Origin of the sequence: Paraburkholderia sp. BL23I1N1 (assembly GCF_003610295.1) — a bacterium.
Classification (GTDB): domain Bacteria; phylum Pseudomonadota; class Gammaproteobacteria; order Burkholderiales; family Burkholderiaceae; genus Paraburkholderia.
This window is the reverse complement of the sequence record NZ_RAPV01000001.1, coordinates 1998449-2013632: the sequence shown is the minus strand read 5'-3', so window position 1 is coordinate 2013632 and position 15184 is coordinate 1998449. Positions and strand designations below refer to the sequence as shown.

The window sequence follows — 15184 nt, the reverse complement described above, 5'->3', positions numbered from 1 at the left end:
CATGTTCGCCGACGTACGGAAAATCGCCGCACTCGCCTGGCCGGTGCTGATCGGCCAACTGGCGATCATCGCGTTCGGCGTGATCGACACGGCGATGGTCGGCCGCTATTCGGCAGTCGATCTCGCCGCGCTCGGCCTCGGCTCGTCGATCTATATTTCCGTCTACATCGGCCTGACCGGCATTCTCACCGCGCTGCAACCGATCACCGCGCAACTCCACGGCGCACGCCGGTACATCGAGATCGGCGAAGAGGTGCGCCAGGCCTTGTGGCTCGCGCTCGCGTTGACCGTGATCGGCTTTCTGATTCTCTATTTCCCAGGGCCGGTACTGCAAGTGGCTCGCGTGCCCGAAGCGCTGCATGAGCGCACGGTTACCTATCTGCAGATTCTGGCGTTCGGCTTGCCGGCCGGCCTCGCCTTTCGCGTCTACAGCTCGATCACCAATGCGGTCGGCAAGCCGCGGCTCGTGATGATCCTGCAGATTGGCGCGCTGCTGCTCAAGGTTCCGCTCAACACATGGTTCATCTTTGGCGGACTCGGCGTGCCGGCGCTCGGCGGCCCGGGGTGCGCGCTGGCCAGCACCGCGATCAACTGGGGATTGGCCGTGGTTGGGATGGTGCTGCTGACACGCGTTTACGTGTTCAAGCCGTTCGCGATCTTTGCGCACTTCTGCTGGCCGGTCTGGCGCCGGCAGGCGGCGCAGTTGCGCCTCGGCATTCCGATGGGTCTGTCGTACCTGATCGAAGTCACCTCGTACACGTTCATGGCGCTCTTCATTGCCCGCTTCGGTACGACGACGCTCGCCGGACACCAGATCGCCGGCAACATCGGCGCGGTGCTCTATATGACGCCGCTGGCCATCGGGATCGCTTCGTCGACGCTGGTCGCGCAGGCGCTCGGCGCGCATCGCCCGGAAGCGGCGCGCACGCTGTCGCGGCACGGCATCATGATGGCCGTGGCGATCGCCTGCTGTTACGGCGTGATCGTGCTGGTGCTGCGGCCTTATGTGATCGAAGGGTATACGCCGAATGCGCAGGTTGCGGCGGCGGCGATGCCATTGGTGTTGATCGTCGTGTGCTATCACCTGTTCGATGCGTTGCAGATCACCACCGCATTCGTCCTGCGCGCGTACAAGGTGGCCGTTGTGCCGACCGTTATCTATGCGGTCGCGCTGTGGGGCGTGGGGCTCGGCGGCGGATATCTGCTCGGCTTCAATGTAACCGGCACTACGCCGGAGTGGCTGACCGGCGCGCGCGGCTTCTGGGTCGCCAATACGGTCAGTCTGGCGATTGCCGGTATTGGCTTGCTGCTGTATTGGCGCGGCGTGAGCAAGCGGTATTTGCGCGCCGAGGCGGCGGTCAGGGTGGATTCGGCGGTTTGAGGGGGGATGTTGTGGTCAATCGGCACGCTGGGGTTGCCGGGTTGCCGGGTTGCCGGGTTGCCGGGTTGCAGAGGCAGAGGGTGCCGAGGTTGCCGAGGTTGTTCGATCGGATTGCAGGACCCGGCGTGTGCGACTGTAGAAGCATGGCCCGTTTTTGCTAGCTGGGTTACCTGGCCGCACCGGTAGCGCGTTGTCGAAGTGGCAGGCAAAACCCGACCGTTAGTTGCATCTTGGACTTCATAAAAAAGCGGCTGCATCCGGCAGCCGCCTGCCCCTCTCTTTTGTCTCAGGCTCCTTGCGCCTCTTCCAACGCCTGATCATGCCGCTCGAAAATCTCCCGCGCCGCGAACAGCGCGTTCAGCGCCGCCGGGAAACCCGCGTAGAGCGCCATCTGCATGAACACTTCGACGATCTCCTCGCGCGTACAGCCGACGTTCAAGGCCGCCTCGATATGCACCTTCAACTGCGGTTGCGCGCAACCGAGTGTCGCCAGCGATGCAATCGTCGCGATCTCTCTCGCGCGCAGATCGAGTTGCGGCCGGCTGTAAATATCGCCGAAGCCGAATTCGATCAGCAGGCGCCCGAAATCCGGCGCGATCGGCGCAAGCGCGGCGATCACCTGCTCGCCGGTCGAGCCGTCGATTTCCTTCAGTTTGTTCCAGCCTCGGGTGTAGCGATCGTTTTGTGCGTGTTCCATGGTGAGTCCTTCTCCGAATGCGAAAGCGATTGGGGTTCGTCGATCTGTCGTGTCTGAATACTCGCGCCGGGTTGCCGCCCGTCGGATTGCCGCCCGGCAGCCTCGTAATAAGCGATCTTGTCGGTGATCGCGCCGAGGTTGCTCTGCAACTCGGCGATCCGCGCCAAAACCGCATCCCGATGCGCCACCAGCATGTCGCGGCGTTCACCTATCGTAGGGTCACCTTCTGCCCGCAGCGCCGCGAACGCCTGCATTCCGGCGATCGGCATGCCGGTCGCCTTCAGACGCATCACGAACTGCAGCCAGTCGAGATCGGCCGGCGAATACAGGCGATGCCCCGCCTGCGTACGCCCGACCGCCCGGATCAGGCCAGCCTGTTCGTAGTAGCGCAGCGTGTGGGTGGAGACGCCGATCGCTCCGGCGACCTCGCCGATGGCGAGTGCTTTTGACATTTTCGACATGACGGAACTCAGGTTAGGACTTCGGGTGCACTCTAAGTCAAGTGGAAGACGCTGTCATTTATCCATACGGTCGTTTTTACAGTGAACCGCATTGATCGATAAACTCATAACCGCTTAATCACCAGGCAAAATCTTCAAATATTGTTCATCCCGATTTACTTGTCATGAATCGATCGGTATAAATCGTCGGCGTTCGCAAATAAGGGCGCGCAATTTGTTCTATGCTTAAGCGCAGCGCCTGCTGACAGGCTGCGTCGTCCCGAGTTTTCCCTTTGCGGCTAACTTTTTTGCCCTCAATGGAGTGCTTCCCATGCTGAAGAAGCTTTTGATGCTTTGCGTTGCTTTGGCTTTGTCGCTGTCGGCCGGATTTGCGGCGGCCGTCGAAGTGAATTCCGCCGATCAGGCGGCGCTCGAATCGGTCAAGGGTATCGGCCCGGTGCACGCGAAAGCGATCATCGACGAGCGCACCAAGAACGGCCCGTTCAAGGATGCCGACGATCTCGCCACCCGCGTCAAAGGTATCGGCACCAAATCGGTGACCAATCTCGAGGCAGCCGGTCTGACGATCAACGGCTCGTCCACGCCGCCTACAGGCGCCAAGGCCACTTCGAAGTCCGGCAGCACCGCGAGCACCAAGGCGGCGCCGGCGGCCGCTCCCGCAGCGACTACCCCGGCCACGACGACAACCATGGCACCGGCTGCGCCTGCTGAGGCATCGGGCACCAAGGCTTCGAAGTCGAAGAAGAAGAGCAAGGCAGCGGCGTCCGACGCGGCGGCGGCTTCCGCGCCGGCTGCAACGGCAACGGCCACGACGCCCGCTGCCAGCGCGCCGGCCGATGCGTCCGGCACCAAGGCTTCGAAGAAGAAGGCGAAGAAGAGCAAGGCTGCCTCGGCTGCGGCAGCCTCTGCCGGCGCGTAAACTGGGTAGAGCGCCGGGAGCATGGCTGCGGCGCCCGTCACGTGCGATGAACGTGCGATACGCGCGCGATGAGCGCATAGGCGCCGTCCCGCTCCCGTCCGCCGTCCTCCCATCGGCGCCGCGCAACCGCGCGGCGTTTTCACCCGCTGGCTCGTCAAAATACGGGTCGGCATTCAAGAGAGACTGTCATGAGCCTACTTGACACTATCGGTTCCCTGATTGGCAAATCGCCTGAAGGCGGTGGCCAGCAAGCCCTCGTTTCCGCTGCACTGGAGTTCGTCAACAGCCAGCCTGGCGGCCTGAACGGCCTGATCGACAACTTCAAGCAAAAGGGCCTCGGCGACGTCGTGTCGTCGTGGGTCGGCAATGGCGAGAACCAGGCGATCACGCCGGATGCGCTGCACAGCGTACTGGGCTCGGACGCCGTCACCAACCTCGCCGCCAAGGCCGGCGTGCAGCCGGACCAGGTCACCGGCTTGCTGTCGCAGATTCTGCCGCACGTCGTCAACGCCGCGACACCTGAAGGCGAAGTCCCCGCCGACGGCAAACTGAATTCGACGACCGTGCTGGGCGCGCTCGGCGGCCTGTCGGCGCTGTTCGGCAAGGGCAACGCGTAAGCGGCTTCACGCGTCACCGCGTTGTAACAAGCAAAAAAGTCGAAAAAAAGCGGCAACGAAGTCACCTTCGTTGCCGCTTTTTACCATTGGCTGGAACGGCCCAACCCCTGCCGTTCCCTGAGTAGCCCAACGCGTTTCGCTTAGTGCACGACGCGATCGAATACCAGCTTGCCGTCTTCCACTTCGACCGGAATCACGTCCTTCGGACCAAACTTGCCGGCCAGAATCAGCTTGGCGACCGGGTTCTCGATCTCCTGCTGGATTGCGCGCTTCAACGGCCGCGCCCCGAACAGCGGATCGTAGCCGACCTTGCCGACGTGCTCGAGCGCCGCGTCCGACACCACCAGTTGCATGTCGAGCTTGGCAAGCCGTTCATGCAGACGCTGCAACTGAATCCGCGCGATCGACTGGATGTTCGAACGGTCGAGCGCATGGAACACCACGACGTCGTCGATCCGGTTCAGGAACTCGGGCCGGAAGTGCAGTTTCACCTCTTCCCAGACCGCGTCCTTCACCGCTTCCTGCGGCTCGCCGACCATCGCCTGAATCACCTGCGATCCGAGGTTCGACGTCATCACGATCACCGTATTCTTGAAGTCCACGGTGCGCCCTTGCCCATCGGTCATACGGCCGTCGTCGAGCACCTGCAGCAGAACGTTGAACACATCGGGATGCGCCTTCTCGATTTCGTCGAGCAGGATCACGCTGTACGGCTTGCGGCGTACGGCTTCGGTCAGGTAACCCCCTTCTTCATAACCGACGTAGCCCGGCGGCGCGCCGATCAAACGTGCAACGCTATGCTTCTCCATGAATTCGCTCATGTCGATGCGGATCAGATGATCTTCCGAATCGAACAGGAACGACGCCAGCGCCTTGCACAGCTCGGTCTTGCCCACGCCGGTCGGCCCGAGGAAGAGGAACGAACCATATGGCCGGTTCGGATCCGCCAGACCCGCGCGCGAACGGCGGATCGCATCGGCCACCGCGGTGATCGCTTCGTCCTGACCGACCACGCGGTCGTGCAGTTTCTCTTCGATCTGCAGCAGCTTTTCGCGCTCGCCCTGCATCATGCGCGACACCGGAATGCCGGTGGAACGCGAAACGACTTCCGCGATTTCCTCCGCGCCCACCTGCGTGCGCAACAGACGCGGCCGGGTCGGGTTGTTCTGCTCGTTCGCTTCGGCCTGGGTCACTTCCTTCAACTGCGCTTCGAGACCCGGCAGCTTGCCGTACTGCAACTCGGCGACTTTCTCGAGCTTGCCTTCACGCTGCAAGCGCGTGATTTCCGCGCGCGTTTTCTCGATGTCTTCCTTCAACTGCGCGCTGCCCTGCACCGCCGCTTTTTCCGCGGTCCAGATTTCTTCGAGGTCCGAATATTCGCGGTCCAACCGCTCGATTTCTTCTTCGATCAGTTGCAAACGCTTTTGCGACGCTTCGTCCTTTTCCTTCTTCACGGCCTCGCGCTCGATCTTCAACTGGATCAACCGACGGTCGAGCCGATCCATCTCTTCCGGCTTCGAATCGATTTCCATCTTGATCTTCGAAGCGGCTTCGTCGATCAGATCGATGGCCTTGTCCGGCAGGAAACGGTCAGTGATGTAGCGATGCGACAACTCGGCTGCGGCGACGATCGCCGGGTCGGTGATATCGACGCCGTGATGCAGTTCGTACTTCTCCTGCAAACCGCGCAGAATCGCGATGGTTGCCTCGACCGACGGTTCGTCGACCAGCACCTTCTGGAAGCGGCGTTCGAGCGCGGCGTCCTTTTCGATGTACTTGCGATATTCGTCGAGCGTGGTGGCGCCGACGCAATGCAATTCGCCGCGCGAGAGCGCCGGCTTGAGCATATTGCCCGCGTCCATCGCGCCTTCGGCCTTGCCCGCGCCGACCATGGTATGAATTTCGTCAATGAAGACGATGGTCTGGCCTTCGTCTTTCGCGATGTCGTTCAGCACGGCTTTCAGGCGTTCTTCGAACTCGCCGCGGTATTTCGCGCCGGCCAGCAACGCCGCCATGTCCAAAGACAGCACGCGTTTGCCCTTGAGCGTTTCCGGCACTTCGCCGTTGACGATCCGCTGCGCGAGGCCTTCGACGATCGCGGTCTTACCCACGCCCGGCTCGCCGATCAGCACCGGATTGTTCTTGGTGCGGCGCTGCAGGATCTGGATCGAGCGGCGAATTTCGTCGTCGCGGCCGATCACGGGGTCGAGCTTGCCCGCCCGCGCGCGCTCGGTCAGATCGACGGTGTACTTTTTCAGCGCTTCACGCTGGCTTTCGGCGTCCTGGCTGTGCACTTGCGAGCCGCCGCGCACCGCCGCAATCGCGCTTTCCAACGACTTGCGCGACAAACCGTGCTGGCGCGCGAGACGGCCGGCCTCGCCTTTATCGTCAGCGACCGCGAGCAGGAACATCTCGCTCGCGATGAACGTGTCGTTGAGTTTCTGTGCTTCCTTGTCGGCCTGGTTCAGCAAGCCGGTCAGTTCGCGGCCGATCTGCACGTTGCCGTCGGTGCCCTGCACTTGCGGCAGGCGGGTGATGGCGTCGTCCAGCGCGGTTTGCAGCGCCTGGACGTGCACGCCGGCACGCGAGAGCAGCGAGCGTGCCGAACCGTCCTGCTGGGCGACGAGCGCAGACAGGACGTGAACCGGTTCGATGTATTGATTGTCGTGACCGACGGCGAGACTCTGCGCGTCGGCCAGTGCTTCCTGGAATTTAGTGGTAAGTTTGTCGATTCTCATCAAGAGACCTCCAATTTCAATTACCACCAAATTGAGGCGTTTTACGCAGGTTTCAAGCGTTTTTTTGCAACCACCAACAACTATTTAACATTTGACGCGCGAGAACTTGCGGCCCGGTTTCAGGAGAACGGCGCCGCGCCGCCAGCCGGCGCGACCGGCACGATCGGGATGACGGCGCTTAGGCCAAGCACCGCAGCCAGCGGACCGTGCGGCTCGGCAACTTCGCCGATGGTGTAGCGGTCGAGCTCGGCAAGGAACGCGTTGCGCGCCGCCTCGAGCGCGCCGCGCAGGCGGCAGTGCGGTGCGATGACACAGGCGCGGCGTTCACCTTGGGCGTCCGGGAAACAGCCCACCAGTGCAAAGTCGCTTTCCGTGGCCCGCACGATCTCGCCCACGGTCAACGCGCTGGTTTGCTCGGCAAGCCGCAGGCCGCCGTTACGCCCGCGCACGGTCTCAACCCAGCCGAGTTCGCCGAGTTGCTGCACCACCTTCATCAAATGGTTCTTGGATATGCCGTACGCGTCCGAAATGTCCTGGATGGTCGATAGGCCTTCGCGGCGGACAGCAAGGTACAGCAGGACGCGCACTGCGTAATCCGTATAGTCGGTCAGTCTCATAAGTGCAGGTGTCACGATGAGCGCAAGTCGCGATCCGGGAGATAACCGCGTCGATGCAAGGGTTGCCGGGGGCCGACGCTTCGCCATAAGATGCAGGCGTTGCGCATATTTATTATTTTGCGCTGACAGTCGGTGTTTGTCTCTCGGCAGTAATGGTAACGTTTCCCGCATAGGCCATTAATACGAAAAGCGGGGCAATCGTGGCCTACTTCCTTTTGTTTGAGCGCGGTTTGAGGCCATTCCTGACGGTCTGTGGCGATGCGTGGCGAATCACTTTGAATAACCGCACAATCTGGAATTTGCATGAATCCGTCTTTTCCTGCCGCACCGGTTGTCGAGCGCGCGGCCGAACCTACTGAGGCGAATATTCGCGAGCTCGTCTACGGTTTTTACGACCGTGTTCGCGCCGATCCGCTGCTTGGTCCGGTGTTCGACGCAACGCTGGCGGGCCGCTGGGACGACCACTTGCCCAAGATGTGCACGTTCTGGGGCAGTCTGGTGCTGGGCGCGAAGCAATACCGCGGCAATGTGCAACAGGCCCATCAGCCGCTCGAGGGCGTCGAGCCGCAACATTTCAGCCGCTGGCTGTATCTGTTTCTGGATACGGTGGAGTCGCGCTATCAGCCGGCGGCGGCGGTCCGCTTCATGGAACCGGCGCTGCGTATCGCGCAGAGTTTGCAGTTGAGCCGCTTCGGCTGGGATTACAAGATTCCGGCGGAACAGCAGGCGTTGCTGGAGCGCGTCGCGCCGAAACGGCGTGCGTCTGGCGACGATGATGCCCACGACGCCAGGCACCCGCGCGGCGAGCCGTTTCCGACACGGATCATCGGTAAGACGCGGGACGAGTGAGTGATGCGCCTGCTGCAGAGGCACCCGGGTCTGCTCAACAGCTCAACAGGTGCTGAACCGCCGTTTAACGGTCGCATTGGCGCCGTTCAGGGGCAACAAGCCTGAAGAAGCATCGAGGTGCCCTGCCGGACCCTGTTCCCCCGCTGGAAGACCAACGCACAAACGGTGCGCGCTAGTCCTCAGACCGATTTCCCGATTCGACACCCCAACGAGCCAGCGCCGCGTCGTCGGTGACACGGGCGTCGACCCAGCGCTCGCCTTCTTCGGTTTTCTCTTTCTTCCAGAACGGCGCCTGGGTCTTCAGGTAGTCCATCACGAACTCACACGACGCGAAGGCGTCGCCCCGATGGGCGGCAGTGGTCGCCACCAGCACGATCTGGTCGAGCGGATAAAGCTTGCCGACCCGATGCACGATCAGCACTTCGATCCCCGGCCAACGCTCGCGCGCGCTCACGACGATCGCTTCCAGCGACTTTTCCGTCATGCCCGAATAGTGCTCGAGCTCCATGGTTTCGACCGCGCTGCCGTCGTTCAGATCGCGCACGGTGCCGACAAAACAGGCCACCGCGCCGATCTTCGGATTGCGTGCGCGCAACGCGGCGACCTCGGCGGTGAGGTCGAAGTCTTCCGTCTGGACGCGAACGGGCATGTCTGACTCCTGTGTGGCTGGCGCGTTAGCGTGGTTTAGCGAAGTTTCGGGGCGGTCATCCGGGCCTGCCGGACGGCTCACCCGCCGGTGACGGGCGGAAAGAAAGCGACTTCGCAATTTTCTGTGATGCGCGTGCCGGCATCGGTCATCACGTGATTGCAGGCCATGCGCAGCGCGCGGCCCTCGGCGAGGGTGTCGGCCCAGATGCCGCCGCGCACGCGCAACCAGGCGCGCACGTCGCCGACAGTCGCGATGCCGTCGGGCAGATCGACCGTTTCGTCGGCGGTTTCGAGCGCTTCGCGCACGCTTGCAAAATATCGGAGTTGAATCTTCATCGGAAGGCCGCCGGCTGGTGCCGGCCTCAGTTCAGCAATTCGGAAAAGGGGATGAAACGCACGGTCTCGCCTACGCTGATGGCATGGTTCGGCGGGTTGTCGATCAGCCCGTCGCCCCAGACGGTCGATGTCAGGACGGCCGAGCTTTGGTTCGGAAACAGATCGAGGCCGCCGGCCGCGTTGATGCGCGCGCGCAGGAACTCGTTGCGACGGTCGGCCTTCTTCTGCGAGAAATCGGCGCGCAGCGACAGCGCGCGCGGCGCCACCGTCCGCACGCCGGCCAGTAGCAGGACGAACGGGCGAACGAACAGCAAAAAGGTCGCGAAGCTGGAGACCGGATTGCCCGGCAGGCCGATAAAAAAGGTTTCGGCAGACGTAGCCTTGGCTGTATCTGTCTGCTGCGCTGCCCGGCGCACGGCGCCGAATGCGAGCGGCTTGCCCGGTTTCATTGCGATCTGCCACATCGACAGGCGCCCTTCCGCCTCGACGGCCGGCTTGACATGATCCTCTTCGCCGACCGACACGCCGCCGCAGGTGAGGATCAGGTCGTGCGCTTGCGCGGCTTCGCGCAGCGTTGCGCGGGTCGCGTCGAGCTTGTCGGGGACGATGCCGTAGTCGGTGACGTCGCAGCCCAGGTTTTCCAGCAGCCCGCGCAGCGTGAAGCGGTTCGAGTTGTAGATCGCGCCGGGTTTCAGCGGCTCGCCAGGCATGCTTAGTTCGTCGCCGGTGAAGAATACGGCGACTTTTACGCGGCGGCGTACCTGGAGTTGGGCGCAGCCGACTGAGGCGGCGAGCCCTAGCGCTTGTGGCGTCAGGCGTGTGCCCGCTGGAAGGATGATCGAGCCGCTCTGGATGTCCGCGCCCTGGGCCGTGATCCATTCACCAGGCGCCGGGCTGTGGAGGATGGTGACTTCGTTGCCGGAGGCTTCGGTTTGTTCCTGCATCACGATGGCGTCGGCGCCTGGTGGCACTGTTGCGCCTGTGAAGATGCGGGCTGCTGTGCCGGGTTTTAATGGCTCGGGCGCGTGGCCGGCTGGAATGCGTTGTGAGACTGGCAGGCGGTGGTTGTCGTCCGCTGTTAGATCTGCAGTGCGGATCGCGTAACCGTCCATTGAACTGGTGTTCATTGGAGGGACGTCGAGCGGTGAGATGACGTCGGCCGATAGCACGCGGTTGAGCGCTTCCAGCGTGGGGATTGATTCCGTGCCGGTGATGGGGCTCGCTGCGCTGAGCAAGGTCGCCAATGCTTCGGCGGTGGAGAGCATCGGAGGCATCGCAGCGCGGGGCGTGGGGGTGGGGGTGGACATCTTCTGGTCTCGAAGCCGCAGGTTAAAGGAATATTGTAGCGGTCGATGGGGATGGCCGGTGGCGGCCGGGAGTTATGGTGGTTTTTTGCCTTTGGCGGTGGTTTTTTTATGCCTGCGGCGGTGGCCTTTCCTTGATTTGTTAGTGGTCTATTCGCGTCGCCCCTGTGCGGGGCAGGCACTTACTTTCTTTGGGCCTGCCGCAAAGAAAAGTAGGCAAAAGAAAGCCGCTTCACACCACTAACTCTTAAGCGGGTCCCCCGCACAGCCACGGTAGTGGTGCATCTGGAATCCGTGCCCTCGCACATTCGGCGCGAGTGACACAGCAGTCATACCTCCGGCGGCGCTGCGCGCGCCGTGGCGGTACTTCTTTTGTGCCTCGTTCGTAGCTCGAGCGCGACAGAGTCGCGCTCGAGCTACGGTGTTATTCGCCCGTGTTTGCCGCGATGAAGTCCTTCACGCGCTGGACGTCCGCCGGCAACACTTCAAACCGCTGCGGAAGCGACTCCAGTCCCGCAAACGCGGCTGGGCGCTCCGGTTCGCGCTCCAGCGCCTCGCGGATCGTCTCGCCGAACTTGATTGGCTGCGCCGTCTCCAGCACGATCATCGGGATGCCCGCCTGCAAATGCTCGCGCGCTACCTTCAGGCCGTCAGCCGTGTGCGTGTCGATCATCGCGTCGTATCGCTCGAAGACGTCGCGGATCGCGTCCACACGGTCCTCGTGGCTGCTGCGCCCCGACACGAATCCGAATTCCGCCACGCGCGCAAAATCGCCGCTCGCGGCAAGGTCGAAACCGCCCTTCTCTTCAACGTCGCGGAATAGTTGCAGCACCCGCGCCGGGTCGCGGCCCAGCAGGTCGAATACGAACCGCTCGAAATTCGAAGCCTTCGAAATGTCCATGCTCGGGCTGCTCGTGTGGTAAGTCTCAGCCGCCTTGCGCACTCGGTAAATGCCCGTGCGGAAAAACTCGTCGAGCACGTCGTTTTCGTTCGTTGCGACCACCAGCTTCTCGATCGGCAAACCCATCATGCGTGCAATATGACCCGCACACACATTGCCGAAATTGCCCGACGGCACCGTGAACGAGACGCGCTCGTCGTTCGACTTCGTCGCGGCGAAGTAGCCCTTGAAGTAGTACACCACCTGGGCTACGACGCGCGCCCAGTTGATCGAGTTGACCGTGCCGATCTTGTACTTCGCCTTGAACGCGTGGTCGTTCGAAACCGCCTTCACAATGTCCTGGGCATCGTCGAACACACCCTCGACCGCGATGTTGAAAATATTCGGGTCCTGCAGGCTGTACATCTGCGCAGTCTGGAACGCGCTCATCTTCTTGTGCGGCGAAAGCATGAATACGCTAATGCCCTTCTTGCCGCGCATCGCATATTCCGCCGCGCTACCCGTGTCGCCCGAGGTCGCGCCAAGAATGTTCAGCGTCTCGCCGTGACGTGCCAGCGCGTATTCGAACAGGTTGCCGATCAACTGCATCGCCATGTCCTTGAACGCAAGCGTCGGACCGTTCGACAGTTCCAGCAGCGACAGCGGCGCGCCATTCTCGACGCCCAGCGTTTTCAACGGCGTGATCTGCGCAGCGCTTTCGTCGTTGCGCACATTGCAATACGTCTCGGCCGTGTAGGTCTTGCGCGTCAGCGCGCGCAGGTCCTCGGCGGGAATGTCGTCGCTGAACTTCGACAGGATCTCGAAGGCGAGGTCCGCGTACGGCAGCGTGCGCCAGCGCGTCAGCTCGTCAACCGTGACGCGCGGATATTGCGCCGGCAGGTACAGGCCGCCGTCTTTCGCCAAGCCGCCCAGCAGAATCTCGGAAAAGGTATGGCGCTCGCCGGCTCCGGCGCCGCGCGTAGAGAGGTAGTTCATAGTTCGGCCTAGTTCAGCGCTTCCATGCGCAGCTTCGTGACTTGCGAGACAACGGTCTTCAACGCTTCGATCGTCTTGATCGCCGCGTTGACGTGCTTTTCAACCGTTTCGTGCGTAATCAGGATGATGTCGGTTTCGCCCTTGCCGTTCGCGTCGACCTGCTCCGACTCCTTCTGCAGCAGCGCGTCGATCGAGATGCCGGTGTCCGCCAGAATACGCGTGATGTCGGCCAGCACGCCCGTCACGTCCGCCACACGCAGACGCAGGTAGTAGCCGCTCGTCACTTCGTCGATCGGCAGGATCGGGGTGTTCGACAGGCTGTCCGGCTGGAATGCCAGATGCGGCACGCGATGCTCCGGGTCCGCCGTATGCAGACGCGTCACGTCGACCAGGTCGGCCACCACGGCGGATGCGGTCGGCTCCGCGCCCGCGCCCTTGCCGTAGTACAGCGTGGAGCCAACCGCGTCGCCGTGCACCACGACCGCGTTCATCGCGCCTTCCACGTTCGCCAGCAGGCGCTTTTCCGGAATCAGCGTGGGATGCACGCGCAATTCGATGCCCTTGTCCGTGCGGCGCGAGATGCCGAGCAGCTTGATGCGGTAGCCAAGTTCTTCGGCGTATTTGATGTCGATCGCCGCCAGCTTGCTGATGCCTTCGACGTATGCCTTATCGAACTGCACCGGCACGCCGAACGCGATCGCGCTCATGATCGTCGCCTTGTGGGCGGCGTCCACGCCTTCGATGTCGAAGGTCGGATCGGCTTCGGCGTAACCCAGTTCCTGCGCCGCTTTCAAGGCGGTCGCGAAGTCGAGCCCGCGGTCGCGCATCTCCGAGAGGATGTAGTTCGTCGTGCCGTTGATGATGCCGGCAATGTACTGGATACGATTGGCCGTGAGCCCCTCGCGCAGCGCCTTGATGATCGGAATACCCCCGCCACCGCCGCTTCGAACGACACCATCACGCCGTTGGCGCGCGCCGCTTCGAAAATCTCCGTGCCGTGCACCGCGAGCAGCGCCTTGTTGGCCGTGACCACGTGCTTGCGGTTCCTGATCGCACGCAGAACGAGGTCGCGTGCCACGCCCGTGCCGCCAATCATCTCCGCGATGATATCGATCGACGGATCGTCGACCACCGAGTTGAAGTCATCGGTCAGCGCCACAGTGCCGGCTTCAGCGCCGAGCGCCGCGGTGGCCTTGGTGGGATTGCGCACGGCAATGCGCGCAATCTCGATGCCCCGGCCCGCGCGGCGTTTGATTTCTTCCTGATTACGGCGCAGTACCGTGAAGGTGCCGCTGCCTACCGTGCCGAAGCCCAGCAGTCCAACTTTGATCGGTTCCATGCAGCGTGTGTTTTCGAGTAAGTGATTAAAAGGAAACTGAGGAAACTGGGGCCGGCCGCGGCGCGCACCGGGCGCGCCGGCCGTCTCAAGCCGTGTGGCGCTTGCGGTAACCGTCCAGAAAGCGCGCGATCCGGTTGATCGAATCCGCGAGATCGTCCACGTTCGGCAGGAACACGACGCGGAAGTGGTCCGGCGTCTTCCAGTTGAAACCGGTGCCTTGAACCAGCAGCACGCGCTCTTCCAGCAGAAGGTCGAGGATGAACTGCTGGTCGTCCTGAATCGGATAAATCTTCGGATCGAGGCGCGGGAACATATACAGCGCCGCCTCGGGCTTCACGCAGCTCACGCCGGGAATCGCTGTGAGCATGTCATACGCGAGTTCGCGCTGTTTGTACAGGCGCCCGCTCGGCACGATCAGGTCGTTAATGCTCTGATAGCCGCCCAGCGCGGTCTGGATCGCGTACTGGCCGGGCACGTTCGGGCACAGGCGCATGGAGGCCAGAATGCCGAGCCCTTCGAAATAGTCTTTGGCATGGCGGCGGTTCTCGCCGGTCAGGCCCGAGATGAACATCCAGCCGGCACGGTAGCCGCACGAACGGTAGCTCTTCGAGAGGCTGTTGAACGTGACGGTGAGCACGTCTTCGGAGAGCGCGGCCATCGACGTGTGCTTCTTGCCGTCATAGACGATCTTGTCGTAGACCTCGTCAGCGAAGATCACGAGGCCGTGCTGGCGGGCGATCTCGATCAGGCCAAGCAGCAGTTCGTCCGAGTACAGCGCGCCGGTCGGGTTGTTCGGATTGATGACGACGAGCGCACGCGTATTTGGCGTGATTTTCGCGCGGATGTCGTCCAGATCGGGCATCCAGCTGTTCGATTCATCGCAGATGTAGTGCACCGGCGTGCCGCCCGAGAGGCTAACGCCGGCGGTCCACAGCGGGTAATCCGGCGCGGGCAGCAACACTTCGTCGCCGTCGTTCAGGAGGCCCTGCAGCGCCATCACGATCAGCTCGGAGGCGCCATTGCCGATGTAGATGTCGTCCAGTTCGACGCCATGCACGCCCTTTTGCTGCGTGTAATGCATGATTGCCTTGCGCGCGGCGAACACACCCTTGGAATCCGAGTAGCCGGACGAGCCCGGCAGATTCAGGATCATGTCCTGAATGATTTCGTCCGGCGCGTCGAAGCCGAACGCCGCGAGATTGCCGATGTTCAGCTTGATGATGCGGTGGCCCTCTTCTTCGAGCCGCTTCGCGTGTTCGAGGACAGGCCCGCGAATGTCATAGCAGACATTCAACAACTTGTTGGATTTGAGAATCGGTTTCACGGCGGGCACTTCATCCTGTTGATGGGCTTGGCGAACAAGCGGGGGCGAAAAAACCGCGACCCAGGCAAGTCCGCCGAT

Annotated in this window: 13 protein-coding genes and 1 pseudogene; 4 read left to right on the top strand and 10 right to left on the bottom strand. The window is 62.4% G+C overall.

Features of this window, described 5'->3' with window-relative positions; genetic code table 11:
• The first annotated feature begins 1 nt into the window (after nt 1).
• Nucleotides 2-1381: an MATE family efflux transporter gene (locus B0G76_RS09620; protein WP_120291631.1), complete on the top strand. Its 1380-nt coding sequence runs from the start codon at nt 2-4 to the stop codon at nt 1379-1381.
• 286 nt (nt 1382-1667) lie between these two features.
• Here the strand turns inward: B0G76_RS09620 and B0G76_RS09615 are convergent, their stop codons facing one another.
• Both B0G76_RS09615 and B0G76_RS09610 read right to left on the bottom strand, forming a co-directional pair.
• Nucleotides 1668-2078 carry a carboxymuconolactone decarboxylase family protein gene (locus B0G76_RS09615; RefSeq protein WP_120291629.1) on the bottom strand — a complete coding sequence of 137 codons (411 nt, stop codon included), beginning with the start codon at nt 2076-2078 and terminating at the stop codon, nt 1668-1670.
• Nucleotides 2030-2539, bottom strand: a complete 510-nt coding sequence (locus B0G76_RS09610) for a MerR family transcriptional regulator (RefSeq protein WP_120291627.1) — start codon at nt 2537-2539, stop codon at nt 2030-2032. The genes B0G76_RS09615 and B0G76_RS09610 overlap by 49 nt, the downstream gene beginning before the upstream one ends.
• A gap of 310 nt (nt 2540-2849) precedes the next feature.
• Between B0G76_RS09610 and B0G76_RS09605 the strand changes: the two genes are divergently transcribed.
• The gene (locus tag B0G76_RS09605; RefSeq protein ID WP_120291625.1) at nt 2850-3458 is read left to right on the top strand and encodes a helix-hairpin-helix domain-containing protein; all 609 of its coding nucleotides are present in this window, start codon (nt 2850-2852) and stop codon (nt 3456-3458) included.
• Nucleotides 3459-3646: 188 nt separating this feature from the next.
• Nucleotides 3647-4075, top strand: a complete 429-nt coding sequence (locus B0G76_RS09600; protein WP_120291623.1) for a YidB family protein — start codon at nt 3647-3649, stop codon at nt 4073-4075.
• A gap of 140 nt (nt 4076-4215) precedes the next feature.
• Here B0G76_RS09600 and clpB read toward each other — a convergent pair whose 3' ends face one another.
• Both clpB and B0G76_RS09590 read right to left on the bottom strand, forming a co-directional pair.
• Nucleotides 4216-6813, bottom strand: coding sequence for an ATP-dependent chaperone ClpB (clpB, locus tag B0G76_RS09595; RefSeq protein ID WP_120291621.1), 2598 nt, complete (start codon nt 6811-6813; stop codon nt 4216-4218).
• Between the two features lie 119 nt (nt 6814-6932).
• Nucleotides 6933-7430, bottom strand: a complete 498-nt coding sequence (locus B0G76_RS09590) for an Rrf2 family transcriptional regulator (protein ID WP_120291619.1) — start codon at nt 7428-7430, stop codon at nt 6933-6935.
• Between the two features lie 303 nt (nt 7431-7733).
• Between B0G76_RS09590 and B0G76_RS09585 the strand changes: the two genes are divergently transcribed.
• Nucleotides 7734-8279 carry a group III truncated hemoglobin gene (locus B0G76_RS09585; protein ID WP_120291617.1) on the top strand — a complete coding sequence of 182 codons (546 nt, stop codon included), beginning with the start codon at nt 7734-7736 and terminating at the stop codon, nt 8277-8279.
• A gap of 172 nt (nt 8280-8451) precedes the next feature.
• On the opposite strand, the gene B0G76_RS09580 is transcribed toward B0G76_RS09585, so the two are convergent.
• From B0G76_RS09580 to B0G76_RS09555, 6 genes and pseudogenes are all read right to left on the bottom strand, one after another.
• Nucleotides 8452-8928 carry a molybdenum cofactor biosynthesis protein MoaE gene (locus tag B0G76_RS09580; RefSeq protein ID WP_120291615.1) on the bottom strand — a complete coding sequence of 159 codons (477 nt, stop codon included), beginning with the start codon at nt 8926-8928 and terminating at the stop codon, nt 8452-8454.
• Nucleotides 8929-9005: 77 nt separating this feature from the next.
• Nucleotides 9006-9263, bottom strand: a complete 258-nt coding sequence (gene moaD, locus B0G76_RS09575; protein WP_120291613.1) for a molybdopterin converting factor subunit 1 — start codon at nt 9261-9263, stop codon at nt 9006-9008.
• 26 nt (nt 9264-9289) lie between these two features.
• Nucleotides 9290-10528 carry a gephyrin-like molybdotransferase Glp gene (glp, locus tag B0G76_RS09570; RefSeq protein ID WP_120291611.1) on the bottom strand — a complete coding sequence of 413 codons (1239 nt, stop codon included), beginning with the start codon at nt 10526-10528 and terminating at the stop codon, nt 9290-9292.
• Between the two features lie 463 nt (nt 10529-10991).
• Nucleotides 10992-12443, bottom strand: a complete 1452-nt coding sequence (gene thrC / locus B0G76_RS09565) for a threonine synthase (protein WP_120291609.1) — start codon at nt 12441-12443, stop codon at nt 10992-10994.
• A gap of 8 nt (nt 12444-12451) precedes the next feature.
• Nucleotides 12452-13782 (bottom strand): annotated as a pseudogene (locus B0G76_RS09560) (homoserine dehydrogenase).
• A gap of 85 nt (nt 13783-13867) precedes the next feature.
• A complete protein-coding gene (locus B0G76_RS09555) occupies nt 13868-15115 on the bottom strand; it encodes a pyridoxal phosphate-dependent aminotransferase (protein ID WP_120291607.1) in 1248 nt (415 codons plus the stop codon).
• Nucleotides 15116-15184 lie beyond the last annotated feature (69 nt).